We start from the raw sequence: 13,987 nt of genomic DNA on the forward strand, positions 1-13,987 counted from the left end.
AACTGTCCCTTCAAAAGGCAACAGGGGAGCAGATTCCTGCCGGGCAAACGAAAAACGTCCGACGGGACCACGGGGTCGGATGAAAGGGCATGTCTCTGATCAATCGCGGGGCGGAAAGGGAGAAAATAAGGCGTGGGGGCAGGAAAACGGACGTATCCTTCCCTTGGAGAGGCTCTTTGCAACGGCAATCCCTTCTTCGCGAGGTTTTTCTGGACTCCCGGCATTCCATGATGCGAAGGAAAGCGTCGGAACCGGACGGAAGCGGATGACGCCGTGCGGCGATGATATGTACGGTGGAAAGGGGGAATACTTCCGCTCTGGAGGAAACGAAACTTTTTTGACGGGGCTCCGGCGGCACTGTTTGCGCCATGCCGCGTGAACGAAATGGAGTGTTGCACTCCCCGGAGAAGATTCCTGACCGTAACGCTGATGCGACATGGCTGGCACGGCGGTCGGCAGGTACTCTTTTGCCTGCATCAAGCGTAAACGCCGTGCGATTTGTTCTTGCGAAAGATGGTCGTGGGGGGTCGGGAAAAAGCGTGACTTTTCAACAAAAGATGTTCAACACGGAAGAATGAGTTTGTACGGTCGTTCCCGGGGGAAAAGAAAGGTGAAAAATACCTACGCCGTCCGTACACGGAGAGCGTTTTCCTCAGCAGAATCCGTTTTCCCGAGGAACAGGAATTTCCGGGAAAAACGATGTCGAAGAAAGCCGGAGGGATCGGCTTTGCAGATTCGGGGAAAAGTCTCCGGGCGCGGACGGCGTCGCAGAAGTCGGCGCGGGACAGGCCCGCGCCGGAAAGAAAGCATTAGAAGTAGCGCTTCAGCAGGCCGGCGAAACCGGCGCCGTGGCGGGCTTCGTCCTTGGCCATTTCATGCACGGTGTCGTGGATGGCGTCGTAGCCCTTGGCCTTGGCCTTGCGGGCGGTTTCCATCTTACCGGCGCAGGCGCCGGCTTCGGCTTCGGCACGCATCTTCACATTGGTCTTGGTGCAGGGCACGAGCACTTCGCCGAGCAGTTCGGCGAACTTGGCGGCGTGTTCGGCTTCTTCAAAGGCATAGCGCTTGAAGGCGTCGGCGATTTCGGGATAGCCTTCACGTTCAGCCTGGCGGCTCATGGCAAGGTACATGCCCACTTCGGTGCATTCACCGGTGAAGTTGGCGCGCAGTTCTTCCATGATGTCGGCGTCTTCCACCTTGCCGTCACCCACATGGTGTTCCGTCACGAAGCCGGCGTTGCCTTCTTCCACGCGGAATTTGGAGCCGGGGGCCTTGCACTGGGGGCACACGAAACCTTCGGGGAGGCTTTCCGCTTCAACGGTATAGCCGCAGACAGGGCAGACATACTTTTTCATGATCATATCTCCTGGTGGGATGAGAAGGGGCGCAGGGCCCCGATTGCCGGAGGGGAAAAGTTCTTCCGCCCGGCATAAAACGCAGAGGGGGCGGAAAGAATCTCTCCGCCCCCGGTTTTCAGATTACTTGGACAGTTCGGTCAGCTCGTCGAATCGTTCCTGGTACTGCTGAGCCAGAGTGGCACGCAGCTGCTTGGCCAGTTCGGGCTTGGCCTTTTCCAGCTGGGCGTAGCGGTTTTCGCCGAGCAGGAATTCTTCCAGAGTGCCGTCGGGAGCCTTCTTGTAGTCAAGAACGAAGGGATTCTTGCCTTCTTCCTTGAGAGTGGGGTTGAAGCGGTACAGAGGCCAGTAACCGGTCTGCACGGCGAGCTTGGCTTCTTCGAGGCTGCGGCCCATGCCCTTGCGGATGCCCTGGTTGATGCAGGGAGCGTAGGCGATGATGAGCGAAGGACCATGGTAGGCTTCGGCTTCCTTGAAGGCCTTGAGCACCTGGTTCATATCCGCGCCCATGCTCACGCTGGCAACGTACACATAACCGTAGGTCATGGCCATACGACCGAGGTCCTTCTTGCGGACGGGCTTGCCGGCAGCGGCGAACTTGGCGATGGAGCCGAGCGGGGTGGCCTTGGAGGCCTGACCGCCGGTGTTGGAGTACACTTCGGTGTCGACCACGAAGATGTTGATGTCGGCGCCGGAAGCGATGACGTGGTCAAGGCCGCCGTAACCGATGTCGTAGCCCCAGCCGTCGCCGCCGAACACCCAGAAGGACTTTTTGGTGAACAGATCCTGCATGGTCCAGAGCTTTTCGAGAACTTCGCTGTCTTCCACGTCGGTGAGTTCGTCGAGGATGGCTTCGCCGTATTCACGGGAGAGCTTGGCGTCGTCCTTGTTGTCGAGCCAGCCCTGCAGGGCGTTCTTCAGGCCGTCGCTGATGCCGGGCAGTTCCAGAGCTTCGCTGCAGGCGAGAGCCAGGCCTTCACGGCGCTGCTTGTAGGCGTCGTGCATGCCGAGGCCGTATTCGGCCGCGTCTTCAAACAGGGAGTTGCCCCAGGCCGGACCGTGGCCGTCCTTGTTCTGGCAGTAAGGCGTGGTGGGAGCGGAGCCGCCCCAGATGGAGGTGCAGCCCGTGGCGTTGGCGATGACCATGCGTTCGCCGAAGAGCTGGGTGAGCAGCTTGACGTAGGGAGTTTCGCCGCAGCCGGCGCAGGCGCCGGAGAATTCCAGCAGGGGCTGGCAGAGCTGGGAACCCTTGAGGGTGTTGCGATCCACCAGATCGTCCTTGATGGTGATGTTTTCTTCGGCGAACTTGAGGTTGGCAACCTGGGCGTCCAGCTGGGTTTCCAGGGGCTTCATGACCAGAGCCTTTTCCTTGGCGGGGCAGACGTTGGCGCAGGAACCGCAGCCGAGGCAGTCCTGAGCGTAGACCTGCATACGGAACTTGAGGCCCTTGAGTTCCTTGCCCATGGCGTCGATGGTGACGAAGCTTTCAGGCGCGCCTTCGAGTTCTTCTTCCGTGGCGAGCACGGGACGGATGGCGGCATGGGGGCAGGCCATGGAGCAGCGGGTGCACTGAATGCACTTGGTGGCATCCCATTCGGGCACAGCCACGGCTACGCCGCGCTTTTCACAGGCGGTGGTGCCGAGGGGCACGATGCCGGTGGGATCGAAGGCGGACACGGGCAGGGAGTCGCCCTTCTGGGCGAGGATGGGACGAACCACGTTGGCGATGTAGGGATCGGCGTCGTTGTAGATGGAAGGAGTATCGACGGCGTCGGCCCAGGATTCGGGATACTTGATCTCGGTGAGGGCTTCAAGGGCCTTGTCCACGGCGGCGATGTTCATGTTGACGACCTTGTCGCCCTTCTTGCCGTAGGTCTTCTTGATGGCGGCCTTGATGTAGCCGATGGCTTCGTCAATGGGCAGCACGTTGGCCAGCTTGAAGAAGGCCGTCTGCGTGACCATGTTGATGCGGTTGCCGAGACCCACTTCCGCAGCCACCTTGCCGGCGTCCACGTTGTAGAACTTGAGGTGCTTCTGGGCGATGGTGCGCTTCATCTGGCCGGGCAGTTCGCGATCCATGTCTTCCACGGTGTGCCAGCTGGAGTTCAGCAGGAAGGTGCCGCCTTCCTTGATGCCTTCAAGCACATCGTACATGTGGACGTAGGAGTCCTTGTGGCAGGCGATGAAGTCGGCGCGGTTCACCAGATAGGAGGACTTGAGGTAGGACTTGCCGAAGCGCAGGTGCGACACGGTGAAGCCGCCGGACTTCTTGGAGTCGTAGGCGAAGTAGCCCTGGGCGTACATGTCGGTGTTGTCGCCGATGATCTTGATGGCGTCCTTGTTGGCGCCCACGGTGCCGTCGGAGCCGAGGCCGAAGAACTTGCACTGCACGGTGTTGGCAGGCACGGTGTCGATGTCGGCGCCCACTTCGAGGGACAGGTTGGTCACGTCGTCATTGATGCCCACGGTGAAGTGGTTCTTGGGAGAGGCGACCAGCATGTTGTCGAACACGGCCTTGGCCATGGCGGGGGTGAATTCCTTGGAGCCGAGGCCGTAGCGGCCGGCGATGATCTTGGGGAAGACGCGGATCTGATCGCCGTGTTCCACAAAGGCGGTGCAGACGTCTTCATACAGGGGTTCGCCGAGAGCGCCGGGTTCCTTGGTGCGGTCGAGCACGGTGACGGTCTGCACGGTGGCGGGCAGAACGTTCAGCATGTGCTGGGCGCTGAAGGGACGATACAGACGGACCTTGATGATACCGACGCGTTCGCCCTGAGCGTTGAGGTAATCCACCACTTCTTCCATGACGTCGCAGGAAGAACCCATGGCGATGACCACGCGGTCGGCTTCGGGATCTCCATAGTAGTCGAAGGGCTTGTAGCTGCGGCCGGTGATGGAGGCGACGCGCTTCATGGCTTCAACCACGATGGCGGGCACTTCATTGTAGTAGGGGTTGCAGGCTTCGCGGTTCTGGAAGTAGATGTCGGGGTTCTGGGCGGTGCCGCGCTGATGAGGATGTTCGGGGTTCATGGCGCTGTCGCGGAACTCCTGAACCTTTTCCCAGTTCACGACCTTGCGGATGTCTTCGTAGTCGATGACTTCGATCTTGCGGATTTCGTGAGAGGTACGGAAGCCGTCGAAGAAGTGGCAGAAGGGAACGCTGGAGTCGATGGCGGCGAGGTGAGCCACCAGAGCGAGGTCCATGGATTCCTGGGGGTTGTTGGAGCACAGGAAGGCGAAGCCGGTCTGGCGGGCGGCCATGACGTCCTGATGATCACCGAAGATGGACAGGGCGTGGGAAGCCAGGGCGCGGGCGGAAACATGGAAGACGCCGGGAAGAAGTTCACCGGCGATTTTGTACATGTTGGGGATCATGAGCAGCAGGCCCTGAGAGGCCGTGAAGGTGGTGGTCAGCGCACCGGAAACCAGAGAACCGTGCACGGCGCCGGCGGCGCCGGCTTCAGACTGCATTTCGCGGATGGCGACCGTCTGGCCCATCAGGTTCTTCTGGCCCTTGGCGGACCATTCGTCGGCCAGTTCGCCCATGACGGACGAGGGCGTAATGGGGTAGATGGCGGCAACGTCGCTCAAGGCGTAGGCAACGTGCGCGGCGGCGGTATTGCCGTCCATAGTCTTCATGTGTTTAGCCATAAAGTCCTCCTCATAGGATGCCCGCCATGCGGCGGAAAAATGCCCGCGTGAAACGCGGTGATACGCCATAATCTGACGGCCGCAACAGGAACGGGCAGGCGTGATTCGCGTGCCCTGCGGCCGCACGGAAGGAAACTAATACTGTTTGAGCAAACAATCAACCGTTTTTCCTCTCCCAAGATATCAAAAAACTCATGTTCCGTAAAGATGGCCGGGCGTCCGGGGGAAGAATAAAAAACGAAATTATCATTTACCGGTACCCCGGAAAGAGGCAAGGATGGAGGGGCGGGCCTGCTTGCGGGCGAAAAATCTCTGCGGGCGTTGCGTCCGCTCAAGGGGGAAACATGGATTACAGCGATTCCGTCGATAGGCTCAGCCGGATTCTTGTCCGGGCACATCGCATCATTCAGCTGGAACTGCTCCGGCAGGGAGTGGACGATCTGGTCCCCTCCCACGGGGCCGTGCTGGAACATCTGCATCAGGCTGGCATGGCACAGCCCGTGACGGAGCTGGTGGTTGCCCTTAAAAGACCCAAGTCCTCCATCACCAAGGCGACGGACAGTCTGGAAAAGGGCGGTTACGTCTTCAAAAAGCCCAATCCCGGCGACGGCCGGAGCTATCTTGTGGGGCTTACCCCGGCGGGCAGCGACGCGCTTCTGCAGTTCCGCAAGGCCTACGCCGTGATGGAGAAGCGGCTCTTTGCCGCCATATCGGAAGACCGGAGGGAAGCCTGTATGCAGGTTCTGGCGGAAATGGAAGGCAATCTGGAAAGGTATCTGTAGGAGGGAGCGGAGTCCCGGAACAGGCCGCGCGGGCAGCCTGAAACGGGCTTTCTCCGGTCCGCCCCGGTGCGGCATCCGTGAAGCGCAGGGGCCGGGACAGCTTTTCTTCCCGGTGGTACGTCATGTTTCCCCACAGTGTCTGCGGGAGGAGAGAACCCGCACGGGAAGCGGGAAGAGGCGTATCCGGCACGGAATTCCGCTTTGCCCGCAGGTCTGCTCCTGCCTGCGGATATGAAGGAGGCTGAGGGCGGAGCGTGGAAGGCGGGGAAGTGTTCCGTTCGAGGAGATGATGCGGGGCGGCTGCGCGTTTCTGTACCTGTCGTGTACGGAAAAACCTGGTTCGGAAACGGGCCGGGGATGATTGAAAGGGGAAATCGTGCCTGCCCTGAGGCCGGGGCACATGCTGCGGCGCCGGTTCCGCCGTCAGCCGTCCCCGGCCTTCAGGTCACTTTCTGCGGGAACGTTCCGCAATGCCCATAAGGGCGTAGGTCAGGCTTGCGGCGGCGAAGTCCGAAACGATGTGACCTTCCCGCGGCGCAAGTTCCACCACGTCGAAGCCCAGAAGATTGCGCCCGGCCACGGCTTTTTCCGCAAGATCCAGGGCCTGATACCAGCCGAGCCCTCCGGGAACGGGAGTGCCCGTTTCCGGGAGGATGGAAGGATCGAGTCCGTCCACGTCGAAGGTGATGAAGATGTTTTCAGGAAAGCCGTCGGGCAGGATTTTTTCGGGGATGCCCCTGCGGCAGAGCAGCGGGGCGTCCCAGGCAACGACGCCGTGCTTTTTGCGCGCCGCCATTTCCTCACTGCAGAAAATGCGGTTGCCGAGCTGCACGAGGGGCAGCTCAAGATCCGCCACGGCCCGCCGCATGACGGAGGCGTGACTCCAGCGGCTTCCCTCATAGCTGTCTCTGAGGTCGGCATGGGCATCGAACTGCACCACGCCGAAGGTGCCGAAACGCTCCTTCAGAGCAACCATTTCCCCGTAGGTGAGGGAATGTTCCCCGCCGAGCACCACGGGCATGGCACCCGCATCCAGCGCCGCAAGCACGGCGCGGCGTACGTTTTCCATGACCTCTTCCGGCCTGCCGGAGCAGTCCACGGGATGCTGGGTGAAGATGCCGCCTTCTCCGGGGAAGCTCGTGCCGTCATACAGCTCCAGCTGGTCGGAGGCTTCGAGAATGGCTTCCGGGCCGCGGGCCGTGCCGCCCGCGTAGCTTACCGTGGCCTCATAGGGCACGGGAATGACGTGAAAGCGCGCCTTGTCGGCGGGAACGGCGGGAACTTCCGAGGAAAGGAAGCGGTTTTCGTATTCTTTCAGCATGAGAACTCCTGAAGCTTGTTGACGGTGGGGAAACGGCGGAGCATGGCCGCGCCGTTCTTCCGTTTTGTCCGGGGGGGCCGCGTTCCGCCTTACTGTTCCTGTGCGGCAAGACTCTTGCGGAAGATGCGGCGCATGTGGCGGCTTACCCATTTTCCGAGGTTGTCGAGGTACACATAGTACACCGGGGTGATGTAGAGCGTGACGAGCTGCGAGAACACAAGGCCGCCGGCCACGCAGATACCTATGGGCTGACGGGCTTCCGCACCGGTGGCGCCGATGCCGAAGGCCAGGGGAAGCGCGCCCATGACGGCCGCAAGCGTGGTCATGAGAATGGGCCGGAAGCGGATGAGGCAGCCCTGCACGATGGACTCTTCCGTCCCCATGGAACCGCTTCTTTCCGCGGCGAGGGCGAAGTCCAGCACCATGATGGCATTCTTCTTCACGATGCCGATGAGCATGATGATGCCCACGAAGGCCGTCATGTTCAGTTCCGAATCGAAGAGCCAGAGACAGAACAGCGCGCCGAATCCGGCGGAAGGCAGACCGGAAAGAATGGTGATGGGGTGTATGAAGCTTTCATACAGAATGCCGAGCACGATGTAGATGAGGATGAGCGCCACGATGATGATGAGTATCATGTCGCGCACGGAATCCTGGAAGTCCTGCGCCGTACCGGTAAGGCTGCCGGACACGGAGGCGGGCAGAAGTTCGCCTGCCACACGTTCCACATCGGCCATGGCTTCGCCCATGGCATAGCCTGCGGCCACGTTGAAGGAAATGCTCACGGCCGGGAACTGTCCTCTGTGGTTCACGGAAAGGGGGCCTGCTTCGAACTGACGGGTGACCAGCGTTTCCAGAGGCACCAGTTTGCCCTTGCTGGAGCGCAGGTAGATGCCGTCCAGAATACTGGCGCTGTCCTGAAGCTCGCGCAGCACTTCCATTTTCACGGTGTAGTCGCTCACGTCCGTGTAGATGGTGGAGATTTCGCGGGTACCGAAGGCGGAATAGAGGGCGTTTTCAATCTGCGAGAGCGTCACCCCCAGCATGGTGGCCTTGTCTCTGTCCACGATGAGACGGATGGAAGGGTTCATGAGCTGGAGGTCGGAACCGATATCGCGCACGCTTTTGACATGGTGCAGGGCTTCTTCCACTTCGCGGGCGGCGTCGTAGAGTTTCTGAGTGTTGCTGCCCACCAGAGTGTAGGTATATATGCCGGTGCTGCTGCCGCCCGCTCCCTGCATGTTGGCGTTTCTCAGGGAAACCATGAGGGTGGGGTTGTTGCCGAGCGCCTTTCTGAGGCGTTCGATGACCACGTTGATGTTTTCGCGTTCGGACACGGGCTTCAGGCGCACCATGATGTTGGCGGTGTTGGTGTCGGCTCTGGTGCCGCCGCCTATGGTGGTGGTGAAGCTGCGTACCGCGGGATCGGCCAGAATGATGGGATGCAGCTGCTGTACCGCGCGCGTCAGCGCTTCGAAGGAAATGGACTCCTCGGCCTTGGCGAAAACGCGGATACGGCCGCCGTCGATGGCGGGGAAATAGCCCGTAGGCACCAGGGTGGAAAGCCACCAGGTGGCCCCGATGAGCGCAAGCGACCCCAGGAAGGTGAGGAACTTGTGCCGCATCACGCAGTAAAGACTGCGGGAATACAGGGAAAGCAGCCCGAGAAAGACATGCTCCATGGCGGCCTTGAAGCCCGAATGCTTGAGATGCACCGACTGATCCGTAAGGAAGATGGCGCTCATCATGGGCGTGAGGCTGATGGAAATGAAGAAGGAAATGGAAATGGCGATGATGATGACGGCCGCAAATTCAAAGAACATGCGGCCTGCGGTGCCGGGCAGAAAGAGCAGCGGAATGAACACCGCGCCCAGGGAGACGGTCATGGAAAGGATGGTGAAGCCTATTTCCCCCGCGCCGTCCATGGCGGCCGTCAGGGGGGATTTGCCCATTTCTCTGTGTCGTATGATGTTTTCCAGCATGACGATGGCGTCGTCCACCACGAATCCCACCACCAGAATGAGGGCCATGAGCGACATGTTGTCGAGGCTGAATCCGGCGAAGAACATGAGCGGGAAGGTGGCCACCACGGAAAGCGGCAGCGCAAGGCTGGGAATGATGGTGGCCATGCCGTCGCGCAGGAAGAGGTAAATGACCAGAACCACCAGGAGTATGGTCAGAAGAAGGGTGAACTCCACTTCTTCCACGGATTCCTTGATGGGAATGGAGGTGTCTTCCACCACGGCCATGTCGATGGAGGGGGGCAGGGTGCTTTCGATGTCGGCAAGCAGGTCGAGAATATCGCTTACGATCTGCACGGTGTTGCCGCCGGGCTGGCGCGTCACCTGCACGATGACGCCCGGATCGCCGCTGATGAAGCTGGCCTGGTTGGTTTCCTCCACGCCTTCCTCCACGTCGGCCACGTCGCTCAGGCGCACGGGCGCGCCGTTGCGCCATGCCACCACGATTTTCGCGAAATCCTCGGCCCTGACCAGCGAACCGTTGTCCTTGATGTTGCGGATGCGGTCTCTGCCTTCCAGCTTGCCGGTGGGAAGCGTGACGTTGGCCGCGTCTATGCCGTTGCGTATTTCTTCCGCGCTTACGTCGCGGGCCTGCATGAGGTCGGGCCTGAGGTTCACGCGCACGGCATAGCGCTTCGCGCCGCGCACGTCGGATTTGGAAACGCCCGCCACCATGGAAAGACGCTGGGAAACGTAGTTTTCCGCGTAGTCGGTAAGCTGCTGCCGGGTAAGAGTGTTGGAGGTGAGCGCTATCTGTATGACGGGCAGGGAGTCCGGGTCCAGCTTCATGAAGCGGGGCATCTGCGTCATGGTTTCCGGCATACGGGAATAGGCAATGGAAATGGCCGACTGCACGTCGAGCGCCGCGCCGTCGATATCGCGGTCAAGTTCGAACTCCACGCGGACCATGGTGCGCCCGAGCTTGTTGGTGGAGGTCATGTTCTTGACGCTGGAAATGGTGGAAATCTGCTTTTCCAGCGGTTTGGCCACGGAGGTTGCCATGGTTTCCGGCGAAGCGCCGCTCAGCGTGGCGGAAACGATGATGACGGGGTAGTCGATATTGGGGTTTTCGCTCAGCGGCAGGCGCAGATAGCTCATCCAGCCGAAGATGAGTATGCCCATCATGAGCAGCGTGGTGGCCACGGGCCTTTTGATGAACAGCGTCGACATGTTCATGAGCGTTCTCCCCCGGCGGGCACGAGTGCGGGTTCCTGCAGACGTACGGGCATACCGTCCTTCAGGCGGACATGGCCTTCAAGAACCACGGATTCTCCCTGGACAAGGCCGCTGGAAATGACGGTGACGCCCTCGTTTTCCACGTCCGTAGTCACCAGCCGGATGCGGGCGATGCGGTCGTCCCCCACCACATAGACGAAGGGGCCGTCCGGCCCGAGAAGCACGGCGCGGCTCGGAACGGTGACGGCGTTTTTTCTCGTGTCGAGCGTCAGGCCCACGCGGAGAAATTCTCCGGGCCACAGCGATACGTCTTCGTTGGCGAAACGGGCCTTCAGGGGCACGGTACCGGTATCGGGGTCCACATTGCCCACGAAGATGACGTCGCCCTGAAGGGGCTTGCCGTCCTTGCTTGCGGCGGAAACCCGGAGCCCCGTTTCACGCACGTTGCGCCGCACCAGAGGAAGGTGCTTTTCCGGGATGCTGAAGGTGATGTCTGCAGGCTGGAAGGCGTCCAGCACGACAAGGAGCGTCTGCGCGGTGAGCACGTTGCCCGTATCCACCTTGACGTCGCCCGCTCTTCCGCTCATGGGAGCGCGGACTTCGCAGTAGGAAAGGTCGAGTTCGGCCTTTTCCAGCGCAGCCTCGTCTTCCCGCACGTCGGCCTGCGCGCTGACCATGGTCACGCGGGAGGCATCGGCCTCCGCCGCGCTGGAAAATCCGCCTTTTTTCATCTTCAGGGCGCGGGCGTAGTCGTCTTTGGCCTTGGCAAGTTTGGCCCTGTCGCTTTCCAGTCTCGCCTGCGCCTGATGAAGCGCAATTTCATACGGCTCCTTTTCAATGACGAAAAGAAGCTGCCCCTCCTGCACCCGCTCGCCGTCCTTGATGAGCGCCTGCTGAAGCTCTCCGCCCGTACGGGAAACGATGTTTACCGTTGCGGAAGGTTCCACCGTACCTACGGCCTCTATTCTGTAGGGCACGTCCCGTATTTCGGATACGGCAAGCGTGACCAGCGCCGTGCGCACCGCCGGTTTTTTGGCTTCCTTATTTTCACCGGAACATGCGGAAAGCAGCACGGCACAGACGAGGCAGAGGAAAATTCGAGCGGACATGGGCACTCCTGGCGAACTTTTACTGGTATGACTCTATCACTTGTATACGAAGAGAGAATTTTTCCTGTCAAGGAAGAGGAGTATGATGCGCTTCGCGGCACATGCCGCGTCCTTTTTCCCGGCGCGCCGCGGGAACGCGGGCGGCCGGAGGGGAATCCGGCCCGGACCCGTTTCCCGACCCGAGGGCTTTTCCGGGTTCCGGCAGGCTCTGCGGTCAGTTCTTCTTTTCCCCGGCCTTGTGCGCAAGATGCGCCATCTGGCGGCAGATGCCCATGAAGATGTCCATTTCGTGGCGGCGCAGATCCGCCCTGTCGAAAAAGCGGGCCAGGGGCAGGAAGAAATGCTCGGGGTTGTCTCTGGGAATGGTGCCTATGTCCATGAGCATGTTCTTGAACGCATGGAAGAAGAATTCCCTCTCCTCGCTGGTGACGCGGCGCGACAGGTTGGGGTGGCTGTCGATTTTCGCGGTATCGGGCAGAGCCAGATAGCATTCATAAATCATGAGCAGCACGGCCTGCGCGAGGTTCAGGGAGGAGGCATCGGGCGCGGTGGGGATGGAAACGAGCCTGCCGCAGTGTTCCAGATCTTCGTTGCTGAGACCTCTGTCTTCCGGGCCGAACATGATGGCCACTTCTTCCCCCAGGGCGAGACGCCGGGCTATTTCCGCGGCAGCCTGCCGGGGCATGATGAGCTGCTGCCTTGCTCCGCCGGTGCGGGCCGTGGTGCCGATGACCAGCGTGCACGGAGCCACCGCATCGTGCACGGAGGAGGTGACGGTAATGGAATCGAGCAGCGGGCGACCCTGACTGGTGGCGGTGGGCAGAGCCTTTTCATAATCCCAGCGGCGAGGTTCGGCGAGATAGAGGGGGGAATGCCCGAAGTTGGCCGAGGCCCGGGCGGCCATGCCGATGTTTTCCGGGAAGTTGGTACGCACCAGAACAAGGCGCAGTTTCTGCATCATGGCAAAGATTTCAGGAGACTGTTTCATGGCGTTGTCGGGCAGGAAGGCCCGCTCCTTTTATGAATGAAGGTATCGTGCGCCTCCCGGCGCGCGGTTTAGATATTCGTGGGCCAGACATGGGAGGCGGTAAGCGCCAGCATGGCCATGCCGAGGCCGAATTTGATGACCATGCCGAGGAATCTGCCTACGAACGCCCCCTGTGCGGCGCGCATGGCCAGCGGATACGGCTGGCGGCGCAGAAGAAGCTCGGCCAGAAGGCAGCCCGCCCATGCGCCGAAGAGCGCGCCGAAAACGGCTCCCAGCCCGAAGAGGAAGGGGGCGCCCAGCATGGCGCCTGCGATGGTGCCGATCATGCCCGCGACTGTGGAGACTTTGGAGGAGCCGTATTTTTTCGCTCCCCAGAGCTGCGCGCCGAATTCCACGGCTTCTCCGGCCACGGCAAGGCCGATGAACGGGATGAAGAAGGCCGCGCCCATGCCGCTGTCCGGGACAAGCAGCGCCCACGCCGTCACAAGGGCCACCATGGCCCAGTTGCCGGGCAGGGTGATGAGGTTGAGCAGAACGCACACGCCGAGCGCCAGCAGAAGAAGGGCGGCGAAAAAGAAGCTCATGCCCGTTCTCTGCGCGTAAGGCCGAAAAGCAGACCGAAGCAGCGCTCATAGCCTTCTGCTTCGGACGTGAACAGCCTGCCCATGCCCTGCAGGGAACGGCGTTCCGGTCCCAGTATCCATGTGGGACGGAACCCTTCCGCTTCGGCGGGAAAATCGCCGCAGATGCAGCCGTGGCCGCCTTCCGCGCGCACTTTTTCATCGGGAAGCCAGTTCAGGCGCAGGTCGTTCAGGTCGGCAAGGAGCGCATCGCGGCGTATGCCCGTATGCTGTTCATACAGTCCGAGCAGCTTTTCCTGATAGATCATGAAGGCCTGTATATGCCTTTCCCCCGCCCAGAGCACGGTTACTCCTTCCTGCCAGGAGCGGTCGCGGACTTTTTCAAGACTCAGGGCAAAAAGCACGGCGGCCATGCCGCCGTCCGCGCCGAGAACCGTTCCAAAGGTCTTTTTCGCTTCGGCCATGAGGGGGAAGACCTCCCAGCCGGGCAGTTCCTCCCTGAGAAAGAGTTCCGTGTTTCCGCCGGTGCGGCGAAGCTCATCTCTCCAGCGCGTCATGCGCGCCCCCCGGGCTTCTTCTTCCCCGGAGGCGGCGTTCATGCCGCACACGAGCGTGAGTTCCGGCATGGGCAGGCGGGAGGAGTTCAGAAATTCCAGAGCGCCGTCCACAGGATGCCCGGAAACAAGCATGGTCCGCGGCCATGCGGAGGGGGCCGTCCCCGGCAGAGCCAGAAGAACCGCCGTGCGGCGGCTTCCGTTGTCCAGTAAAAGAGTCGGCCCCGTAAGGGGCGCGTCGTTCATCATGGAAAAGTCAGACATGGTTTTCTATGCGCGGCCGGGGGGCCGAGCCTCCGTTTGCGGGAAGAGTCCGTTCTGCGGTCTCCCGGAAGAAGAATGCGGTATGCTGCCGGCAGGTCCCGCGCTGCGGGAAGAGAAGCGGCGCTTCGTGCCTTTGGGGCGGGGAGCCATGCCGGAAGGAAGCCGGCGGCTTCTGTAAGGGAATG

General features: G+C 61.1%; 9 protein-coding genes and 1 pseudogene. 1 reads left to right on the forward strand and 9 read right to left on the reverse strand.

What is annotated here, in order from left to right; translation table 11 throughout:
- Nucleotides 1-809: 809 nt before the first annotated feature.
- The 3 genes and pseudogenes from CZ345_RS07700 to nifJ all read right to left on the reverse strand — a co-directional run bounded on the left by CZ345_RS07700 (nt 810) and on the right by nifJ (nt 5,006).
- Nucleotides 810-1,178, reverse strand: a complete 369-nt coding sequence (locus CZ345_RS07700) for a ferritin-like domain-containing protein (RefSeq protein ID WP_476738453.1) — start codon at nt 1,176-1,178, stop codon at nt 810-812.
- A gap of 75 nt (nt 1,179-1,253) precedes the next feature.
- Nucleotides 1,254-1,355: pseudogene (locus CZ345_RS17780) on the reverse strand (rubredoxin-like domain-containing protein); the annotation flags it as partial.
- A 123-nt stretch (nt 1,356-1,478) separates the two neighbouring features.
- Nucleotides 1,479-5,006 (reverse strand): pyruvate:ferredoxin (flavodoxin) oxidoreductase, encoded by a 3,528-nt coding sequence (gene nifJ, locus CZ345_RS07705; RefSeq protein ID WP_077072575.1) that lies wholly within the window; start codon nt 5,004-5,006, stop codon nt 1,479-1,481.
- 344 nt (nt 5,007-5,350) lie between these two features.
- Here nifJ and CZ345_RS07710 point away from each other — a divergent pair, with 344 nt between their 5' ends.
- Nucleotides 5,351-5,788, forward strand: coding sequence for a MarR family winged helix-turn-helix transcriptional regulator (locus CZ345_RS07710; protein WP_077072576.1), 438 nt, complete (start codon nt 5,351-5,353; stop codon nt 5,786-5,788).
- Between the two features lie 445 nt (nt 5,789-6,233).
- On the opposite strand, the gene speB is transcribed toward CZ345_RS07710, so the two are convergent.
- The 6 genes from speB to CZ345_RS07740 form a co-directional block, all read right to left on the reverse strand.
- Complete coding sequence (gene speB, locus CZ345_RS07715) at nt 6,234-7,109, reverse strand: agmatinase (RefSeq protein WP_077072577.1); 876 nt, start codon at nt 7,107-7,109, stop codon at nt 6,234-6,236.
- A gap of 89 nt (nt 7,110-7,198) precedes the next feature.
- Nucleotides 7,199-10,306 (reverse strand): efflux RND transporter permease subunit, encoded by a 3,108-nt coding sequence (locus tag CZ345_RS07720; protein WP_077072578.1) that lies wholly within the window; start codon nt 10,304-10,306, stop codon nt 7,199-7,201.
- On the reverse strand, nt 10,303-11,415 hold the full coding sequence (locus tag CZ345_RS07725) for an efflux RND transporter periplasmic adaptor subunit (protein ID WP_077072579.1): 1,113 nt from the start codon (nt 11,413-11,415) through the stop codon (nt 10,303-10,305). Before CZ345_RS07725 ends, CZ345_RS07720 begins: the two co-directional genes overlap by 4 nt.
- 214 nt (nt 11,416-11,629) lie before the next feature.
- Nucleotides 11,630-12,403, reverse strand: a complete 774-nt coding sequence (locus tag CZ345_RS07730; protein ID WP_239446642.1) for an RNA methyltransferase — start codon at nt 12,401-12,403, stop codon at nt 11,630-11,632.
- A 68-nt stretch (nt 12,404-12,471) separates the two neighbouring features.
- Nucleotides 12,472-12,987, reverse strand: coding sequence for a DUF456 domain-containing protein (locus tag CZ345_RS07735; protein WP_077072580.1), 516 nt, complete (start codon nt 12,985-12,987; stop codon nt 12,472-12,474).
- Entirely contained in the window at nt 12,984-13,802 is an 819-nt protein-coding gene (locus CZ345_RS07740; RefSeq protein ID WP_083717226.1) for a DUF1786 family protein, read from the reverse strand. The genes CZ345_RS07735 and CZ345_RS07740 overlap by 4 nt, the downstream gene beginning before the upstream one ends.
- Nucleotides 13,803-13,987: the final 185 nt, after the last annotated feature.

The sequence above is a fragment of the Mailhella massiliensis genome (assembly GCF_900155525.1).
GTDB lineage: Bacteria > Desulfobacterota > Desulfovibrionia > Desulfovibrionales > Desulfovibrionaceae > Mailhella > Mailhella massiliensis.

Bases quoted from the DNA above. Each gene is read 5' to 3' on its own strand.
- CZ345_RS07730 (WP_239446642.1), bottom strand. From the start codon at position 12,403: ATGAAACAGTCTCCTGAAATCTTTGCCATGATGCAGAAACTGCGCCTT.
- CZ345_RS07700 (WP_476738453.1), bottom strand. From the start codon at position 1,178: ATGGAAGAACTGCGCGCCAACTTCACCGGTGAATGCACCGAAGTGGGC.
- speB (WP_077072577.1), bottom strand. From the start codon at position 7,109: ATGCTGAAAGAATACGAAAACCGCTTCCTTTCCTCGGAAGTTCCCGCC.
- CZ345_RS07725 (WP_077072579.1), bottom strand. From the start codon at position 11,415: ATGTCCGCTCGAATTTTCCTCTGCCTCGTCTGTGCCGTGCTGCTTTCC.
- CZ345_RS07710 (WP_077072576.1), top strand. From the start codon at position 5,351: ATGGATTACAGCGATTCCGTCGATAGGCTCAGCCGGATTCTTGTCCGG.
- CZ345_RS07735 (WP_077072580.1), bottom strand. From the start codon at position 12,987: ATGAGCTTCTTTTTCGCCGCCCTTCTTCTGCTGGCGCTCGGCGTGTGC.
- CZ345_RS07740 (WP_083717226.1), bottom strand. From the start codon at position 13,802: ATGTCTGACTTTTCCATGATGAACGACGCGCCCCTTACGGGGCCGACT.
- nifJ (WP_077072575.1), bottom strand. From the start codon at position 5,006: ATGGCTAAACACATGAAGACTATGGACGGCAATACCGCCGCCGCGCAC.
- CZ345_RS07720 (WP_077072578.1), bottom strand. From the start codon at position 10,306: ATGAACATGTCGACGCTGTTCATCAAAAGGCCCGTGGCCACCACGCTG.